The sequence below is a fragment of the Labrys okinawensis genome (assembly GCF_002982075.1).
Lineage (GTDB): Bacteria > Pseudomonadota > Alphaproteobacteria > Rhizobiales > Labraceae > Labrys > Labrys okinawensis_A.
Map to the genome: position 1 here is coordinate 202,541 of NZ_PUEJ01000005.1, position 16,496 is coordinate 219,036.

At 63.3% G+C, this 16,496-nt stretch carries 17 protein-coding genes; 8 read left to right on the forward strand and 9 right to left on the reverse strand.

What is annotated here, in order from left to right; all coding sequences use genetic code 11:
• Position 1: 1 nt before the first annotated feature.
• Positions 2–856 (forward strand): serine O-acetyltransferase, encoded by an 855-nt coding sequence (cysE, locus tag C5L14_RS14670; RefSeq protein ID WP_105862803.1) that lies wholly within the window; start codon positions 2–4, stop codon positions 854–856.
• 80 nt (positions 857–936) lie between these two features.
• On the opposite strand, the gene C5L14_RS14675 is transcribed toward cysE, so the two are convergent.
• The 3 genes from C5L14_RS14675 to C5L14_RS14685 form a co-directional block, all read right to left on the reverse strand.
• On the reverse strand, positions 937–1,764 hold the full coding sequence (locus C5L14_RS14675; protein ID WP_245443393.1) for a hypothetical protein: 828 nt from the start codon (positions 1,762–1,764) through the stop codon (positions 937–939).
• A 183-nt stretch (positions 1,765–1,947) separates the two neighbouring features.
• Positions 1,948–2,481, reverse strand: coding sequence for a GFA family protein (locus tag C5L14_RS30965; protein ID WP_105862805.1), 534 nt, complete (start codon positions 2,479–2,481; stop codon positions 1,948–1,950).
• Positions 2,450–2,869 (reverse strand): GFA family protein, encoded by a 420-nt coding sequence (locus tag C5L14_RS14685; protein ID WP_105862806.1) that lies wholly within the window; start codon positions 2,867–2,869, stop codon positions 2,450–2,452. The genes C5L14_RS30965 and C5L14_RS14685 overlap by 32 nt, the downstream gene beginning before the upstream one ends.
• A gap of 323 nt (positions 2,870–3,192) precedes the next feature.
• On the opposite strand from C5L14_RS14685, the gene C5L14_RS14690 reads away from it, so the two are divergent.
• Together C5L14_RS14690 and C5L14_RS14695 are read left to right on the forward strand one after the other, a co-directional pair.
• Complete coding sequence (locus C5L14_RS14690) at positions 3,193–3,390, forward strand: DUF3126 family protein (protein WP_245196728.1); 198 nt, start codon at positions 3,193–3,195, stop codon at positions 3,388–3,390.
• A 133-nt stretch (positions 3,391–3,523) separates the two neighbouring features.
• The gene (locus C5L14_RS14695; RefSeq protein WP_105862807.1) at positions 3,524–4,054 is read left to right on the forward strand and encodes a gamma carbonic anhydrase family protein; all 531 of its coding nucleotides are present in this window, start codon (positions 3,524–3,526) and stop codon (positions 4,052–4,054) included.
• Positions 4,055–4,161: 107 nt separating this feature from the next.
• Here the strand turns inward: C5L14_RS14695 and C5L14_RS14700 are convergent, their stop codons facing one another.
• Positions 4,162–4,785, reverse strand: a complete 624-nt coding sequence (locus C5L14_RS14700) for a transglutaminase-like cysteine peptidase (protein ID WP_105862808.1) — start codon at positions 4,783–4,785, stop codon at positions 4,162–4,164.
• Positions 4,786–5,106: 321 nt separating this feature from the next.
• Positions 5,107–5,973, reverse strand: a complete 867-nt coding sequence (panC, locus tag C5L14_RS14705) for a pantoate--beta-alanine ligase (protein WP_105862809.1) — start codon at positions 5,971–5,973, stop codon at positions 5,107–5,109.
• A 205-nt stretch (positions 5,974–6,178) separates the two neighbouring features.
• Between panC and C5L14_RS14710 the strand changes: the two genes are divergently transcribed.
• Positions 6,179–6,877, forward strand: coding sequence for a DnaJ domain-containing protein (locus tag C5L14_RS14710; RefSeq protein WP_181161181.1), 699 nt, complete (start codon positions 6,179–6,181; stop codon positions 6,875–6,877).
• A gap of 268 nt (positions 6,878–7,145) precedes the next feature.
• Here the strand turns inward: C5L14_RS14710 and C5L14_RS14715 are convergent, their stop codons facing one another.
• Positions 7,146–8,777: an SPOR domain-containing protein gene (locus tag C5L14_RS14715; RefSeq protein ID WP_210203246.1), complete on the reverse strand. Its 1,632-nt coding sequence runs from the start codon at positions 8,775–8,777 to the stop codon at positions 7,146–7,148.
• A 464-nt stretch (positions 8,778–9,241) separates the two neighbouring features.
• On the opposite strand from C5L14_RS14715, the gene clpS reads away from it, so the two are divergent.
• Both clpS and clpA read left to right on the forward strand, forming a co-directional pair.
• On the forward strand, positions 9,242–9,574 hold the full coding sequence (gene clpS / locus C5L14_RS14720; protein ID WP_105863220.1) for an ATP-dependent Clp protease adapter ClpS: 333 nt from the start codon (positions 9,242–9,244) through the stop codon (positions 9,572–9,574).
• A 10-nt stretch (positions 9,575–9,584) separates the two neighbouring features.
• Positions 9,585–12,005: an ATP-dependent Clp protease ATP-binding subunit ClpA gene (gene clpA / locus C5L14_RS14725; protein ID WP_105862811.1), complete on the forward strand. Its 2,421-nt coding sequence runs from the start codon at positions 9,585–9,587 to the stop codon at positions 12,003–12,005.
• Positions 12,006–12,177: 172 nt separating this feature from the next.
• On the opposite strand, the gene C5L14_RS14730 is transcribed toward clpA, so the two are convergent.
• The 3 genes from C5L14_RS14730 to C5L14_RS14740 are packed head-to-tail and all read right to left on the reverse strand — an operon-like array spanning position 12,178 to position 14,222.
• Positions 12,178–12,771 carry a hypothetical protein gene (locus tag C5L14_RS14730; protein ID WP_146126915.1) on the reverse strand — a complete coding sequence of 198 codons (594 nt, stop codon included), beginning with the start codon at positions 12,769–12,771 and terminating at the stop codon, positions 12,178–12,180.
• A gap of 27 nt (positions 12,772–12,798) precedes the next feature.
• The gene (locus C5L14_RS14735) at positions 12,799–13,431 is read right to left on the reverse strand and encodes a hypothetical protein (protein WP_105862813.1); all 633 of its coding nucleotides are present in this window, start codon (positions 13,429–13,431) and stop codon (positions 12,799–12,801) included.
• The gene (locus C5L14_RS14740) at positions 13,428–14,222 is read right to left on the reverse strand and encodes a MotA/TolQ/ExbB proton channel family protein (protein WP_105862814.1); all 795 of its coding nucleotides are present in this window, start codon (positions 14,220–14,222) and stop codon (positions 13,428–13,430) included. Before C5L14_RS14740 ends, C5L14_RS14735 begins: the two co-directional genes overlap by 4 nt.
• 234 nt (positions 14,223–14,456) lie before the next feature.
• On the opposite strand from C5L14_RS14740, the gene C5L14_RS14745 reads away from it, so the two are divergent.
• Both C5L14_RS14745 and C5L14_RS14750 read left to right on the forward strand, forming a co-directional pair.
• Positions 14,457–15,866 carry a histidine kinase gene (locus C5L14_RS14745; RefSeq protein ID WP_105862815.1) on the forward strand — a complete coding sequence of 470 codons (1,410 nt, stop codon included), beginning with the start codon at positions 14,457–14,459 and terminating at the stop codon, positions 15,864–15,866.
• Positions 15,863–16,495 carry a response regulator gene (locus tag C5L14_RS14750; RefSeq protein ID WP_105862816.1) on the forward strand — a complete coding sequence of 211 codons (633 nt, stop codon included), beginning with the start codon at positions 15,863–15,865 and terminating at the stop codon, positions 16,493–16,495. The genes C5L14_RS14745 and C5L14_RS14750 overlap by 4 nt, the downstream gene beginning before the upstream one ends.
• The last annotated feature ends 1 nt before the right edge of the window (position 16,496 follow it).

A 16,496-nucleotide genomic window follows, 5' to 3' on the forward strand; every position in this document is an offset into this window, starting at 1 on the left:
GATGAATCAGTCGAAGCGCCTGGTTTCCCATGGGCTTGAAATCGTCGATCCGGTCTGGAGCCGTGTGCGGGCCGAGGCCGAGGCGGTCACCCATGCCGAGCCGCAACTTTCCAGCTTCATCTTCGCCAATATCCTGCAGCTCAATTCGCTGGAAAGCGCCGTGGTGCAGCGCATCGCTTCGCGCCTGGATCATTCGGACATGCCGGCCACCCTGATCGCCCAGGCCTATGGCAAGGCGCTCGAGGCCGATCCGAGCATCGCCTCGGCCATCCGGTCCGATATTGCGGCGGTGATCGACCGCGACCCGGCGGCCAATCGCTATATCGAGCCGATCCTCTATTTCAAGGGCTTCCACGCCCTGCAGACCCATCGCCTGGCCCATTGGCTCTGGAAGTCGGGGCGCCGTGATTTCGCGCTCTATCTGCAGAGCCGCTCCTCGGCCGTGTTCCAGTGCGACATCAATCCGAACGTGCCGATCGGGCGCGGCGTCTTTCTCGACCATGCCACCGGCCTGGTGGTCGGCGAGACGGCGGTAATCGGCGACGACGTCTCCATCCTGCAGGACGTCACGCTGGGCGGCACCGGCAAGGAGACGGGCGACCGCCATCCCAAGATCGCCCGCGGCGTGATGATCGGGGCTGGCGCCAAGATCCTCGGCAATATCGAGATCGGCCAATGCGCCCGCGTCGCGGCGGGCTCGGTGGTGCTCAAGGCGGTGCCGCGCAACACCACGGTGGCGGGCGTTCCTGCCCGCGTGGTCGGGGAGGCGGGCTGCGCCGAGCCGTCGCGCAGCATGGATCAGATCCTGCACGGCCCGCTGCCGGACGACATGTTTTGGCACGACGTGGGGCTGTAGGTTCCTGTCTCGAAGGCCAGAAGCGAACGGGCCTGGAAAAGTCTAGGCTTGTGTAAATCTGATGTTGGCGCTCTTCTGGGCTATGGAAGCGCAGACAAGAAGGCCAAGTCTGGATAAAGCCGGATAGTGACAGCGCGTCTTATTGCGATCGCCAGGGGATCGTGAAAGATTCCGAGAGCCCTTCCTGCGTCAGCGGGCGTAAGCCAACCATCGCCAAGACGCCAGCGACGGAAAAACAGCCAATCGAGAGCACCGTGGCGCGCGAATTCCAGACTCTTTCGCGCCTGCTCGGCGGTGGCAGGTGGACTTGTACGGGCATTCGCCCCGAATTTGATGCGCAGTTCCTCCTCGAATGCAGTGCGGTGGGCCGCTAGTGCCATAACGTCCGCCTCTGTGATCGTTACAATCCGGTCCATTTCGGCTCGGACGTCCTCCGGCATCGTCTGGACAGCCCGCACAACCGCGTCAGCAAAGCGAGTATCGTGCGTGATATCGATATCCCATTCGCTGGGAAGATGGCGCCACAGAACGGTCTCCGCAGCCTTGCTCCAATATCCGTTTGTAATCAAGCCGAGTGATTGCAGGACGGATTGCGCATCCGGCGCGGCATGAGCAAGACCAAGACCCCAGGCGGCGCCAATATTCGGCCCAGGCAGAGGCAATGCCTCAGTTACGATATAGCTGATCAATCCGCCCCGATTTGGAGGAAGGGGAATGCTTCCATCCGCACGGCGAAAAGTGAGCAAATTCTGTTGGCTGGCCAGCTTAAGAACTGCAACGCATAGATCGTCCCAACGGGGCAGAACCTCAGGCAACTGGGGATTGTCGCGTGGAACAGCGCCATAGTCGGTTTTGTCGGCCTGGCCAAGCGCCACCAACGCGTCGCAACCGATCTGATAGGCCGTCATGGACATATCGTCCCAGCCCGCCCTGCCTTCCAAGGAACGGGGGACGTTCCGCGACAGGAAGCCAATAACGTCCATGGGCCAATGAGCAGCTAAATGGCGCGTATTCAACTCGCCCGTTCCTTCCGTTGCGCTCGGAGCCACATGCTTTCAATCGGTGGTCGTCTGTGCACGACGGTTGCGCTTTTATCGCCCGTCCCTTTCATGGCCCGGAAGATCGGGCGGCAGGGTTGCCCAGCTCACCTTCGACTGGCACCAGCTCTGGTGGGCTGGTTCCACAAGCGATGGGTCATCCAGAATACCTGCCTTGACATAGACCCGGTCAGGATGCCCGCGCGACGACGTGTAGAGCGGAGAGCCGCAGGTCCGGCAGAAATGTCGCGTCAGTTCGTTGCCGCTGTCTGCAATTTTGGCGAAGGATCCGATCTCGCCTGACGTCACGCGAAACGTCCCGGCCTCGAACGGAACGCTGACGTTGAAGGCGCTCCCGGTGCATTTCCTGCAATCCTCGCAATGACAATAGGCGGCAGGGCCGGCGGGCATCCCGCAGGAGATGCGAACTGATCCACAAAGGCACGAAGCGGTGATCTTCCCATTCATACCGCGACTATCGCACTTCATCCAAGTGCTGCAAAGGCCGTCGCGGGGCGGCCACAAATATGGCTGCGCAAGCTCGAGCGTTCGCCGCTCAGGACGGCATGCCCTGGAACTGTGGAACATCCAGGGGCTTGGCCCATGGCAGGCGCCGCTTCACGAACATTTCCAGCTTCGGTTCGATGCCGGCCGGCTTTTCCAGCGAGCCCAGCTGCACGAATGTCAAACCCGGGAAGCTCTCGAGGTTGCTGGTGAAGAGGCGGGCGCCACACTCGGTACAAAAATTGCGATCGAGCTTGTTTCCGGAGTCGGCGATATAGGTGACGGCTTTGATCTTGCCTTCGCCGCCGGTGAGCGTGAAGTCACTCGTTGGAACACCGAACCACGTTGCCGCTTCGCCGCCCGATGCCTTCTTGCAATCCAGGCAATGACAGACGGCGACGAAGGTCGGGTCGGTATCGAATTCGAACGCCACCGCGCCGCATGCGCATCGAGCCGTATGCTTTTTAGCCATGTCCGTCGGTCCTTATGCCCATCGCAGGTCGTCGGATCCTTGTGGAACGCCCTCGATGCACCGGAATGGGTGTGATCGAAATCCTATTCGCCTATCGTGAAGTTCACAGCCGGAACGGGATTTTGGCAACAAATTACTGTGCCACTCTCACAATCGTGCATGCCGGTGGCAAGCGATGCGCGATGGCGCTTTCCCCCGCTTAGACGGGGCACCGGCCCGCATTCTCTTGCGAAGCGAGCCCCAGCATGGCAAAGCCCGGGGATGGCGGGGCGGTAGGGTCGCCCGGCGCATTCAACCGAGGAAGTCCCGTGGACAAGAAAGACATGCAGCGCGTCGAAGCCTATCTTCGACGTACCTTCGGCAATGCCACCATTCGCGTCGTGCCTCGTGCCCGCAAGACCGACAGCGCGGAAGTCTATATCGGCGAGGAGTCGATCGGCGTGGTCTCCGAGGACAAGGAAGACGGCGAGACCTCCTACGATTTCCACATGGCGATCCTCGACATCGACCTCGAGGACTGATCGGCTATTTCGGGGAGCGCAGGCATCCCGCCTGCATCTTCCCATCCTGCAGCCGCAGCGTGTTCAAGGGCAGGTTATCGCGTACATGTGCATGTCGCGGAGACACCTGCGATCTTAGGAACGGAGCCCTGCCATGCCCCTCTATGCGCTCGACGATATCGCCCCCTCCGTGCCGGCTGACGGCCGCTATTGGCTGGCACCGGACGCGCAGGTCGTCGGCCGCGTGATCTTGCAGGAGGACGCCAATATCTGGTTCGGCGCTGTGCTGCGTGGCGATAATGAACCGATGATCATCGGCGCGCGCTCCAATATCCAGGACGGCGCCGTGCTGCATTCCGATCCGGGCTTTCCCCTCACCGTCGGGGAGGACTGCACGATCGGCCATTCCGCCATCCTGCATGGCTGCACCGTCGGCGCCGGCAGCCTGATCGGCATGGGGGCCACCATCTTGAATGGCGCGCGCATCGGCAAGGGCTGCCTGGTCGGCGCCAATGCGCTGATCACCGAAGGCAAGGAGTTTCCGGATCATTCGTTGATCGTCGGCTCGCCGGCAAGAGTGCTCCGTCCCCTCGACGAGGAAAGCGTCGCCAAGCTCAGGCAGTCGTCGGCGCATTATGTCGCCAACGCCAATCGCTTCGCCAAGGGGTTGAAGAGGGTGGATTAGGTCGCGGGGAGCGCATTTCCGGGTGCACGGACGTCTCGTCCGTTCTTGGAAACATGACACGCGCCGTGGGGAAGAGGCGGACGAGACGTCCGCGCACCCGGAAAAACTCAGTTGCCCTTCGCCGACACGATTGCAGTGGTCTGCGTGTCGCCGAGCGAGACCCAGGCATTCTGGTCGGATTGCGACTGGCGCTTGACGTAACGATAGCCGGTGGCCCGCCAGGAGAGGATCTTGGGCTCCTGGTTGTCGAGCACGAACTCGCCGCGATCGGTCTTCACCATCAAGACGGCGTGGCCTTCGTTCTTCTTGTCACGCACCACGGTGATCAGCAGGGCCGAGCGCGGCCAGCCGGCATCGATCAGCAATTTGCGCTTGAGCAGGACATAGTCCTCGCAGTCGCCCTTACCGTTGGTGGGGTATGCCCACCACTCGACCTTACCGTAATTGTCGAGGTCGGTGACCGGCTTCACCGATTTGTTGACCTGGTCGTTCAAGGCGATCAGGTCCTTCCAGGCCTGGCGCGAGAGCACGATGTCGCGTGCTTCCTGCGAGCCCGACTTGCAATCGGCCGGATTGTCCTTGCAGAACTGCAGATAGCCGGAGGGCGGGGTGGTGACATCGCCCACGGGCGCATAGATCGGCATGGCGCTGTGACCGGCGGCGGCGGCCTGCGAGTTCGGCAGTGATGCCGTTGCGAGCGCCATGGCAGCCAAGGCGGCCTTAGGGGCCATTCGGTTCAAATTCGACCTGATCCTGATCCCGAAGCGCATCACAATCTTCAGACCCGTTTTGCCCGCCACTGGATGTTTACCCAGAGAGCAGGGCCAATTACCCGTTCCCGAAGTCAACTTCGCACAAGGGCTGGGGCCGCACAACGCTCTTGCCGCAGAAAAAACAAGATCCACGTGCGGTGCGAAATGCCATAACCCTTTGAAAAATCTCATGTTAACGGTAGATTAACCACGATTTCCCGTTTTCTGGAGACCGTGGGCAACAAGGGGATGCGTGGCATGATTGCCACGGTTTCGTCACCTTTGCCGGGGCTAATTTGGTTAACGTCGAGCGGCTTCGACGCCGATATTGTCGATGAGGCGGGTGGCGCCCAGCCGGGCCGCCACCAGCAGCCGCACCGGCCCCTCCGCCAGCGAGGTCACCGGGGCAAGGCTCACCGCCTGCCGCGCCTCCAGATAATCGAGCTCGAAGCCTCCAGCCGCGATGGCGCCACGCCCGGACGCCAGGGCGGTCTCGATGTCGGCCCCCTTGATCACGTCGTCTGCGACCTGCCGGAGGGTGCGATGCAGGAGAGGGGCCTGGGCTCGCTGCTGCGGCGTGAGATAGCGGTTGCGTGACGACATCGCCAATCCGTCGGCTTCCCGCACGGTCGGCACGCCGACCACCGTGATCGGCAAATCGAGGTCGCGCGCCATCTGGGTGACGACGCAAAGCTGCTGATAGTCCTTCTCGCCGAACAGGGCGATATCCGCGCCGCTTTGGCAGAACAGCTTGGTCACCACCGTCGCCACGCCGGCAAAATGGCTGGGACGGAAACGGTCCTCCAGGCCGGCCTGCGCCGGCCCAGCAAGCGAGACCGTGGTGGCGAAGCCCTGGGGATAGATCTGGCTGACGTCGGGGGCGTATAGGAGGTCGCAGCCGACATCCCGCAGCCGGGCGAGATCCGCCGCCTCCGTGCGGGGATATTTGGCGAGATCCTCGGTCGGTGCGAATTGGGTGGGATTGACGAAGATCGTGGTCACCACGCGGCTTGCCCGCTGGCGGGCTTGCCGCACAAGAGTGATGTGGCCGTCATGCAGAGCGCCCATGGTCGGTACCAGGGCGACGGTCTCCTGCACCTCGCGAAAGCGCTTCACGGCTTGGCGCAACTCCGCCACGGTTCGAACGACCAGGGTTTGGCGTGCCATCCCGTACTCCGCAGGTCCATTACGTCGCATTTGCCTGGCCAGGGTCCTGCAGCGTTTTGCGATTTGGCTGTCACGCCGAGAATCGCAAAGACGCGCCGAACCAAAGAGTTTGAGCAAAGCCCCGATTACGTTTAAACGCGCTTTGCTCGGGGAATGCCCAACTGGCAAGACTCGGATTCATCGCTGTTTCGCAGATCGGATAGAAGTGGGCCAGCTTATTTTCGCATGCGTGGTGCTGTTCTGCCTGTGGCCGTTTCTCAAGCCGGGCATGCTGTCGAAGACACCGGTTCTGGACAGCCTGCTGCGGCGCGGCGGCAGCTTCCTCGCCTTTGCCTTCGGCCTCTATCTGCTGACGCGCGGCGTCTGGGGCATGGGATTGCCTTTGTTGCTTCTGGCAGCTGGCATGCGGGGCTGGCTGCCGCAATTGCCGGATGGCATCATTCCAGGCTCGCCGGCGAGGCCAAGCTCGGTACGCACCGCGGATCTGGTGATCATGCTCGATGCCAACAGGCAGCCGGTGGATGGGCAGGTCATTCGCGGGCGATTTTCGGGCCGTCGCCTTTCGGGCATGCAGGCGACCGAACTGATGACATTGCGCGGCGAGATCGCAGCCGATTTCGTCGGCCGTTCAATCCTTGAAGCTTATCTGGACCGCCGGCTTGCCGGATGGCGTGAACACTTCAAGGATGATGCGCACGCGAGGGGCTTCGGAACGGCGGCGTCCGACGCGATGACGAAGCAGGAAGCTTACCAGATCCTTGGGGTGCAGCCGGGGGCGAGCGCCCAGGAAATTCGTCGAGCGCACCGGGCGCTCATGAAGAAAATCCATCCCGATAAGGGGGGCACGACGCAGATGGCTGCTCGTGTCAACCGGGCCAGGGACATGCTTCTTGAAGGCCATTGACGCTAACTCCACCGAACTTGCTCGGTTCCGACGATGCCTGAGCGTCGCAGAACATGGTTACGCAACGATTAAGCTTGCGTCGTTTTCCCCGGGCCACGCGCGTTGTGGTGAAAGCCGCCTTTATGCTGGCGCGTTGAAGATGTTCTTCCAGCGATCCCAGGAGGTACCGATCTCAAAGCGAGCTGGTGCAAGCCCCTTAAAACAAAGGCGCGGCCCATCCGAGGAAGGCCGCGCCCGAGTGAAATGAAAACCGGCTCTTACCGAAAAATCAGAGCTTCACGGCAACGCAGGCGAAGGAAGCCGCCTTGAGGGCGCTGCAGGCGGATTGGGCCTGGTTCTGATCGCTGAAACCGGCAAAGCGAGCCCTCCAAAGGGTCGAACCGTTGCGGCTGACCGTCTCGGTGAACGGGCGGGCGGAGGAGAGCGCTTTGTTACCGGCTGCCTTGGCGCTGGACAGCAGCTGCCGGGCTGCTCCCTCGCTGTCGGCCGCGCCGATCTGGATGATCCAGCCGCTGCGCTGCGGTGCAGCCAGGGCGACCGAATCACGGGTGACGGCAACGGTGCGGACATTCTGCACGGTGGCGGTGGTGTCGGGGCTGGACTCGCTGCTCTGGCCAGCGCGCACGGGCGGCGTGGCCGGCGCGGTCGTGACCGGCTGGAGGCCCTGCACCCAGCGCATGCTCGGGGTACTGGGCGCCGCGAAGGCCATGACCGGCTTGGCAGGAACGGGTTGGGGCCGGGCCTGCGGCGCGGAGGCGGGCGCCGCGTCCCCGACGATTTCGGGGGGCATCGGTGCCGCCACCGGGGCGGCCTGGCGGGCCTTCGGCGCCTCAGCGACCACGGCCGGCCGGACAACCGGCGGACGCGGCGGCGCTGCCATGGGCTCGGCATCGTTTGGGAGTTCGGCCCGTGCGACCTGCGTGGAGGAGCGGTCGACTGCGTTGCCGGCATAGGCGACCGGCAGATAGGCGTCGATCAGGCGGCGCATCACCATGTCGCGCGAAGCGGCGCTGCGGCCACCCATCACCACGGCGACCAATTGCCTGTCGTTTCGCTTGACGGAGGTCAGGAGATTGAAGCCGCTGGCATTGGTGTAGCCGGTCTTGATGCCGTCGACCCCTTCCACCGAACCCAGGAGGCGGTTGTGCCCCGGGATCGGCCGCCCGCGATAGACGAAACTGCGGGTCGAGAACAGGCGGTAATATTGCGGGAAGCGCTTCTGGATGGCCATGCCCAGGATGGCGAGGTCATGAGCGCTGGTGATCTGCCGGCTGTCAGGCAGGCCGGAGGCATTGACGAAGGTGGTGCGTGCCATGCCGAGCGCGCGGGCCTTGCGGGTCATGTAGGCGGCAAAATTGCTTTCCGAGCCGGCAAGGGCTTCGGCCACCACCACGGCGGCGTCATTGGCCGAACGCGTCACCATGCCCTTGATGGCGTCGTCGACCCGGATGGTCTGGCCGGCGCGCAGGCCAAGCTTGGTGGGGGACTGCGAGGCGGCGTGGGCGGAGACGGGAAGCTCGGTCGCCATCGAGAGCCGCCCGGCCTGCAGCTGTTCGAACAGCAGATAGAGCGTCATCACCTTGGTGATGGAGGCGGGATGCCGCAGGGCCTCGGGGGAGGCTTCGTAGAGCGTGCGGCCGGTCTTCACGTCGACGACGATGGCGGCATAGCGCGGATTGTTGCGCATGTCGGCGGGAATGGCCGAGGCGGCCGATTCCGCGCGGACGCGCTTGCTGCGCGCATGCTTCATCGCTTTCTGCGCCGGGGCGGCGTGGTGGCCGCGGCGGCGCGCATCCGCTTCGTCCGGATGAAAGGCTAGGGTTGTCGTGAACACTACCAAGCCGGCTGCAACCATTGTGGTGGTCCGGGCCAGTCCGCCCCCGATCCAACGCGATAGCATGCAAAGTCCCCAATACTCACCGGCGCAACAGCACCGTCCATTACATGTCCCTGCGAAACCGGTGGTCTCTTTCGCCCTTCGTCCGGGGCTCACCCCATCCCCTGCGGGGAGGAGGCCGTCTCACCGTGCCGCTGCAGGGACGACACAGTCAACGAACCTAGGCGGACGCGGTTACGGATCGGTTAAGTGCCCAGCCGGCGCGGCATTTTGGTCGCATGATTGTCCGATTGGTTGAGAATGAATGAAAAAGACGTACTTCACCCGCTGTTCAGGCCTCCCGACATATTAATGCGATGGGACACTCTAGCAGAAAGTCGGGGTCGATCATAAATTCGGTTCGTGGAAGCCTTTTTCCTCGTCGAGATCGTGTTAGGCTGCAGGCGATTGCAGTTGTCGAAATGGAAGATTCAACGATTCTGGATATTGCATTGAGCGCCGCGCACAAGCCGTTTCCCTTGATCGGCATGGCCCGCGAGCCCCGAGCTCCAGGCGGTGGTGGGGGCACCAACGCGGCCGTGATCACCAAGACACGGCCGGCAACCAAACGCCCCAAACTCTACCGGGTCCTGTTGCTGAACGACGACTATACCCCGATGGAATTCGTCATCGAGGTGCTGGAGCGCTTCTTTAACAAGGATCGTGACGGCGCCACCCACATCATGCTGCATGTTCACCACAATGGCGTGGGAGAGTGTGGCGTCTACACCTACGAGGTCGCGGAGACCAAGGTGACTCAAGTCATGGATTTTGCCCGTAAGCATCAGCATCCGCTGCAATGCGTCATGGAAGAAAAGTGAGGAACTGATCGTGCCATCCTTTTCAAGACACCTCGAACAGTCCCTCCATCGCGCTCTGGCCGCCGCCAATCAGCGCCATCACGAATATGCGACTCTCGAGCATCTGCTGCTCTCCCTGATCGAGGATCAGGACGCGGCAGCGGTGATGCGGGCCTGCAATGTCGACCTCGACATCCTGCGCCGCAACCTCGTCGAATATATCGATACCGAGCTGGAGAATCTGGTCTCCGATGGCCGCGACGACGCCAAGCCGACCGCCGGGTTCCAGCGTGTCATCCAGCGGGCGGTCATCCACGTGCAGTCCTCGGGCCGCGAGGAAGTCACCGGCGCGAATGTGCTGGTGGCGATCTTCGCCGAACGCGAGAGCCATGCCGCCTATTTCCTGCAGGAGCAGGACATGACGCGCTATGATGCCGTGAATTATATCTCGCACGGCATTGCCAAGCGTCCCGGCCTGTCGGAAGCCAAGGCTCCGCGCGGCGTCGACGAGGCTGATGGCGACAGCCCGAAGACGACAGCCAATGGCGAGGATGCGTCCAAGAAGAAGCAGGACGCCATCGACGCCTACTGCGTCAACCTCAACAAGAAGGCGAGGGATGGCAAGATCGACCCGCTGATCGGGCGTGACAGCGAGATCACGCGCACGATCCAGGTGCTCTGCCGCCGGCAGAAGAACAATCCGCTCTTCGTCGGCGATCCCGGCGTCGGCAAGACGGCGATCGCCGAAGGCCTCGCCCGCCGCATCATCGAGGGTGACGTGCCGGAGGTGCTGCGCGGTGCCACCGTGTTCGCGCTCGACATGGGCACGCTGCTCGCCGGCACGCGCTATCGCGGTGATTTCGAGGAGCGCCTGAAGCAGGTGGTGAAGGAGATCGAGGCCTATCCGGGCGCGATCCTGTTCATCGACGAGATCCATACGGTGATCGGCGCCGGCGCCACCTCGGGCGGCGCCATGGATGCCTCTAACCTGCTCAAGCCGGCCCTGGCCGCCGGCCTGCTGCGCTGCATCGGCTCGACCACCTACAAGGAATACCGCCAATACTTCGAGAAGGACCGCGCCTTGGTGCGCCGGTTCCAGAAGATCGACGTGGCGGAGCCGTCCATTCCCGACACCATCGAGATCCTCAAGGGCCTCAAGCCCTATTACGAGGAATATCACAAGCTGCGCTACACCAACGACGCCATCAAGGCGGCGGTAGAACTGTCGGCCAAGTACATCAATGACCGCAAGTTGCCGGACAAGGCGATCGACGTCATCGATGAGACCGGCGCTTCGCAGATGCTGGTGACCGAAAGCCGGCGCAAGAAGACGATCGGCGTCAAGGAGATCGAGGCGACCATCGCCACCATGGCGCGCATCCCGCCCAAGACCGTGTCGAAGGATGACACCGAGACGCTGCGGAATCTGGAGACGAACCTGAAGAGGGTGGTCTACGGGCAGGACAAGGCGATCAAGCAACTCTCGGCCGCCATCAAGCTGGCGCGTGCCGGCCTGCGCGACCCGGAGAAGCCGATCGGCAATTATCTGTTCTCGGGACCGACGGGCGTTGGCAAGACCGAGGTCGCGCGCCAGCTCGCCTCGGTGCTCGGCATCAACCTGCTGCGTTTCGACATGTCGGAATATATGGAGCGGCACACGGTGTCGCGCCTGATCGGCGCGCCTCCCGGCTATGTCGGCTTCGACCAGGGCGGCTTGCTGACGGACGGCATCGACCAGAACCCGCATTGCGTGCTGCTGCTGGACGAGATCGAGAAGGCCCATCCGGACCTGTTCAACATCCTGTTGCAGGTGATGGATCACGGCAAGCTCACCGATCATAACGGCAAGAGCGTCGATTTCCGCAATGTGATCCTGATCATGACCACCAATGCCGGTGCGGCGGATCTGGCCAAGGCGGCGTTCGGCTTCACCAAGAACAAGCGCGAAGGTGACGACACCGAGGCGATCAACCGTCTGTTCACGCCGGAGTTCCGCAACCGCCTGGATGCCACCATTCCCTTCGACCACCTGTCGCAGGAGATCGTCAGCCAGGTCGTCGACAAGTTCATCGCGCAGCTCGAAGTGCAGCTCGCCGATCGTCATGTCGCGGTGGAGCTCTCCAACGACGCTCGTACCTGGCTGGTGGCCAATGGCTATGACGAGTTCATGGGCGCCCGGCCGATGGCTCGCCTGATCCAGCAGGCCATCAAGACGCCGCTGGCCGACGAGGTGCTGTTCGGCCGGTTGAAGTCGGGCGGTGCCGTGCGGGTGACCGTCGTCACCAACGAAGAGGGTAAGCAGGAACTGGGCTTCGAATATCCCGCGGGCCCGGCCAAGCCCAAGCCCGAACCGGTGGTGGCGGACAACAGCCAGGCCTCGGCCAAGAAGCCCAAGGCCAAGCCGAAGGGGCCACCGCAGCGCGAGCCTGACGCTCCGGCTGGCGCCGAATAGGCCTGCGCCGCAAGGACGGCCAGGGAATATCCAAGGGGCGTGAGACGGGGCACCGTTTCACGCCCCTTGTCGTAAGGACAGGTCTTGCGCGGATTTGCCCGGCGTGGATTTCGGGTGATGCATCGGCGCCGAGCAGATCGGGCCCGCGGCCGTGACGGACGGCAATGCGGGGTCAGGGCATATCCTTTGGCGGCAGAGCCGGTTTGGGCAATGGCACGAGATCGACGTTGCGCGATTGCCCGCCGAGAAAAGCCGGGTCGAACAGGCCGCCTCCGGAAGGATCGCCGCCGGGCGGTGCGCCGGTCTGCAGCGGGCCTGCCGGGACGCTTTGGGATGCCCCCGTTCCGAAAAATTCCGCGCGTCCGCCCTGCAGATTGCCCTTTTCGATCTCCTTCTGAGCCTTGGACACCCGCCGGGCGAGGTTCGCCGTATAGGGCAGGCGATAGGCTCGCGGCTCGCCGGTCGGCAGGTTGGCCGCATCCAGTTCCTCGAGCCAGAGATGGATGGCGCCGGCCTCGCCCTGGATGACATTGGGCTCGACGATCCTTGTCCACAGCACCTGAAAGCGGGCGGGCACTCCGACGGGAGCCGACCAGCCCAGCAGGCCTTGCGTCGAGAAGAACACGACGACATAGAACAGGCTCGCCGCGCCGATCGCGCCGATCTTGATCAGGCGCGGCAATGCCAGCCTGATCAGCACGGTGAGCATGAGGAGGCTGAGGAAGACATAGGCGAGCACCAGGCAGAGCGCGTTCATCTCAAGCATTGCCGCCGCCTGTCGTTATTGCCGCCGTCATCGGTTCTTGTTCCAGGCATTGTGCATGCCGCGCAGGATCGACCTGGCTTCCCGGCTCGTGCCGGTGACCTCGCCCTGCGCATCCATGGTGAAGCGTATGGCGGTCAGTTCTGTTCCGCCCTCTGCCGTATCAACCGTCTCCCTGGCGACGATCTTGGCGACCGGATTGAGCTTTTGCACCGTTACCGTCACCGGCACCGGCTGCTTGGTCAGAGCGGTGAAGTGATAGACATTCACCGTGTATTCGCCGGCCACGAAGCCGCGAATGCTGACGAGTTCCTCGCGCACCTTGGTCTGCTGCTTGCGGCCGTTGACCATGACGAAATCGTTGAGGCCGCCGCGATCGTCACGGTCGAGCACCAGGAAGCCCGCCTCGCGCCGGCGGTACCAGGCGATGTTGCCGAGGGGATCCTGGACGAAGATGTCCATGTCGTCGGGATGATTGTCGGGCCAATCCATGGTGATGATGAACTCGGCCTTGCTGTCGATCTTGCCCTCATTGGCCTTGGGGGAAATGATGATGAACACCACGAAGAACAGGAAGGCGATGACCTGCAGGGCCTTGAACAGCACCACGCTGAACGGGTCGAAGGCTTCTTCCCGCCCATGGAGATCGAAGTCATCGATCATCCCGGCGCCCTTTGCGCTTCCAGCGCCGAAATCACATGGACTTCGGTGAGATCGACCGCGAAGGAGAAGATGCGCGAGGTGGCGCCGTCGAGGAAATGATACTGAACCTTGATCAGGATCGAGCCGATCAGACCCACCAGCGTGGTGTACATGGCAACCGCCATGCCTCCGCTCATCAGCGACATCGAACTGCGCACGGCTTCCTTGCTGTCGGTGTCGAGCCCGGCGATCGGCGCCAGCATCATGATGAAACCGACGATGGTGCCGAGCAGGCCGAGTTTCATCAGCGTATCGCTGGCAAAGGCACCATAGCGATTGGAGCCCCGCAGCCGGTCGGCCAGAACGCGCAACAGCAAGGTCTGGTCGAGGCGGGCCGCGCCCTGTAGATGGGCCTTGGTGACGAGGTCGCGTATGTGCCCGGCGACCAGGCCATGCCCAAGCTTTCCGTCGGGTGTCGAACCCAAGCCTGTCGGAGCCGAGCCTGTCGAACTCATGCCTGTCGAACCCATGGCCGCCAGGGCAGACTTGCCGTCTCGGATGATCGCCTGGGCCGTGCGCCGGGCAGCCTCCCCCTCGCGCCCGATGGCGAGGATGCGCCACAGGCAATGCAGACTGCTCGCGATGTAGAGGAGGACGATGACAACGGAGATATAGGTCTTGTCCTCGTCGATCATCTTGGCAATGAAGCCAAAATACCAAAGCACGAGGAAGGCGAAGATGCTGACGCCGGTAAAGACGAGCCAGGGCAGCAGGGGATCGGCACCGGAAAGGCGCGGTTGACGCTCGCTCATGGGACGTTTGGACTCATGGGACTGACTCTCACGGAGCTTGCTTACGGTTGCAATGGATCGACGAGTCTTGCTTCAGGCTAACAACGACGAAAGCTGGCATCCTGGGTAGGCGTCCCGATTTCACTTGGGCATTTTGCCCGACATTGGCTTGGGCGGGGCGCCTCGAAGCCTTTGTGCTTGCCAGCACCACGGGCCATGCCCACTATTCGAGGGTCGATCCAGCACGAGTGAGCCATGAACCTCTTCGGTCATCTCGTTTTGCGGCTCGCCGCCGCCATCATTCTCTGCCTCGCCTGCGCCATCGGCTGGGTCTTGCACGACACGCGCCGTGCCACCGAAGCGGAGACCCGCGCCTCGGCCGAGCGGGTCTCCACAGCGCTGCAAGCTCTCTATTGGCGCGAACTGCTTTGGCGCGGCGGACTTTCGCGCGACCTCATCCTCCCCTTGCCCGATTGGAACACCATCGTGACGATGAAGGTGATTTCGCCGGGCGTCTGCATAACCGTAGCGCCCGGCCGGGAAGAACCCCGGCGCCTGTGCAGCCAGCTCGAGACGATCGGCCGTCCCGCGCCGGCCTGGTTCGAAACCTCCTATGACTGGCTGTTCGGGCCCAACCCGGTCGTCAGGCGCCCTCTCAGCGATCGCGAGCGTCAGGCTGGGACCATCGAAGCCGTGTCGGATCATGGCGCGGCCGTGCGGCTGGCCTGGGACCGGATCACCATCGTGCTTAGCGTGGCAAGCCTGCTGGCGATCGCCATCGGCGTGCTCGCCGCGCTGTTCATCGGCCAGTCGCTTTTGCCGGCGCGTACGATCGTTGCCGGCCTACGTCGCCTCGAACGCGGGGATTACGGCTACCGCCTGCCTCGTTACCGCACGGCGGAATTCGACCGTATCTCCGGCGCGGTGAACGATCTCACCTGCCGTCTGGCCGAAACCACCGCCCAGCGCGTCGCCCTCACCAACCGCCTGTTCCAGGTGCAGGAAGAGGAACGGCGTACGCTGGCGCGCGATCTCCACGACGAATTCGGCCAGTGTCTGGCGGCCGTCAATGCCCTTGCCGGCGCCATCGAATTGGAGGCCGCGGACCGGCCGGAGATTGCCAAGGACGCTCGCTCCATCGCCGAAGTGACACGCCGGATGAATGCGACCTTGCGCGGCACCCTGCAACGGTTGCGTTCTCAGGAACTCGAGGAACTGGGCCTGGAGGCCAGCCTCGCCCAGCTCGTGGCCGGCTGGAATGTCGGCAACACCACGCGCACCAGGTTCCACCTCGATATCGCCGGCAACCTCACTGGCCTTCCGCATGCCATCGCCCTGAGCATCTATCGCATTGCGCAGGAGTGCCTGACCAATGCCGCGCGCCACGGCAAGCCGCGCGACATCCGCCTGTTCGTCAAGCGAACGGGTTTGCAGGAGGAGGGGGCTGTCGAACTCAGCGTCGAGGACGACGGCGGCGGCAATCCGCTGCGGCTGACCATGGAGGCCGGGCATGGCATCCTCGGCATGCGGGAGCGCGTGGCGGCGCTGGGCGGAAGCCTTTCCATCGGCCAGGCGCGGCACGGCGTGCGGATCGCCGCGATCATTCCGCTGCTCGCCGATCGCGCCGACCGGATGCGCGACGTGGCTCGGCCTGTCCCGGCATGAGCGATCTCAGTATCCTGCTGGTGGATGACCATCCCGTCGTCAGGGAAGGCTATCGGCGGCTGCTCGAAAAGGTGCCCGGCTATCGCGTAGTGGCCGAAGCCAGCGACGCCGTTTCAGCCTATGAGGCCTACCGGCAAGCCAAGCCCGACGTGGTGGTGATGGATCTTTCCCTGCCGGGCCTCAGCGGCATCGAAGCCTTGCGCCATATCCGCCAATGGGACCATGCCGCCCGGGTTCTCATCTTCACCATGCATAGCGGCGCCGCCTTCGCCCTCAAGGCGTTCGAAGCGGGGGCTGCCGGCTATGTCACCAAGGGCAGCGATGCAGCCGAACTCGTCAACTCCGTTGCCCTGGTCGCCAAGGGCGAGAGAGCCATGAGCAACGACGTAGCGCGCGAGATCGCGGCCGAACGCCTGGCCCATGCCGCATCGCCGCTCGCCGAGCTCAGCCCGCGCGAAACCGAGATCCTGCGCCTGGTCGCATCAGGCTGGTCGGCCGAGGCCATCAGCGCGTCCCTGCATCTCAGCCTCAAGACGGTCCGCAACTACCACTATCAGATCAAGACCAAGCTCGGCGCCCGCAACGATGCCCATCTCGTGTGGCTGGCCATCGATGCCAAGCTGGTTTGAT

What these genes read in the sequence shown, in the direction of transcription:
- C5L14_RS14715 (WP_210203246.1), bottom strand. Translation starts at nt 8,777, where the DNA reads ATGCTATCGCGTTGGATCGGGGGCGGACTGGCCCGGACCACCACAATG.
- C5L14_RS30965 (WP_105862805.1), bottom strand. Translation starts at nt 2,481, where the DNA reads ATGTTCCACAGTTCCAGGGCATGCCGTCCTGAGCGGCGAACGCTCGAG.
- C5L14_RS14745 (WP_105862815.1), top strand. Translation starts at nt 14,457, where the DNA reads ATGAACCTCTTCGGTCATCTCGTTTTGCGGCTCGCCGCCGCCATCATT.
- C5L14_RS14740 (WP_105862814.1), bottom strand. Translation starts at nt 14,222, where the DNA reads ATGAGCGAGCGTCAACCGCGCCTTTCCGGTGCCGATCCCCTGCTGCCC.
- C5L14_RS14750 (WP_105862816.1), top strand. Translation starts at nt 15,863, where the DNA reads ATGAGCGATCTCAGTATCCTGCTGGTGGATGACCATCCCGTCGTCAGG.
- C5L14_RS14685 (WP_105862806.1), bottom strand. Translation starts at nt 2,869, where the DNA reads ATGGCTAAAAAGCATACGGCTCGATGCGCATGCGGCGCGGTGGCGTTC.
- panC (WP_105862809.1), bottom strand. Translation starts at nt 5,973, where the DNA reads ATGGCACGCCAAACCCTGGTCGTTCGAACCGTGGCGGAGTTGCGCCAA.
- C5L14_RS14690 (WP_245196728.1), top strand. Translation starts at nt 3,193, where the DNA reads ATGCAGCGCGTCGAAGCCTATCTTCGACGTACCTTCGGCAATGCCACC.
- C5L14_RS14735 (WP_105862813.1), bottom strand. Translation starts at nt 13,431, where the DNA reads ATGATCGATGACTTCGATCTCCATGGGCGGGAAGAAGCCTTCGACCCG.
- C5L14_RS14700 (WP_105862808.1), bottom strand. Translation starts at nt 4,785, where the DNA reads ATGGCCCCTAAGGCCGCCTTGGCTGCCATGGCGCTCGCAACGGCATCA.
- C5L14_RS14730 (WP_146126915.1), bottom strand. Translation starts at nt 12,771, where the DNA reads ATGCTTGAGATGAACGCGCTCTGCCTGGTGCTCGCCTATGTCTTCCTC.
- C5L14_RS14695 (WP_105862807.1), top strand. Translation starts at nt 3,524, where the DNA reads ATGCCCCTCTATGCGCTCGACGATATCGCCCCCTCCGTGCCGGCTGAC.
- C5L14_RS14675 (WP_245443393.1), bottom strand. Translation starts at nt 1,764, where the DNA reads ATGACGGCCTATCAGATCGGTTGCGACGCGTTGGTGGCGCTTGGCCAG.
- cysE (WP_105862803.1), top strand. Translation starts at nt 2, where the DNA reads ATGAATCAGTCGAAGCGCCTGGTTTCCCATGGGCTTGAAATCGTCGAT.
- clpS (WP_105863220.1), top strand. Translation starts at nt 9,242, where the DNA reads ATGGCCCGCGAGCCCCGAGCTCCAGGCGGTGGTGGGGGCACCAACGCG.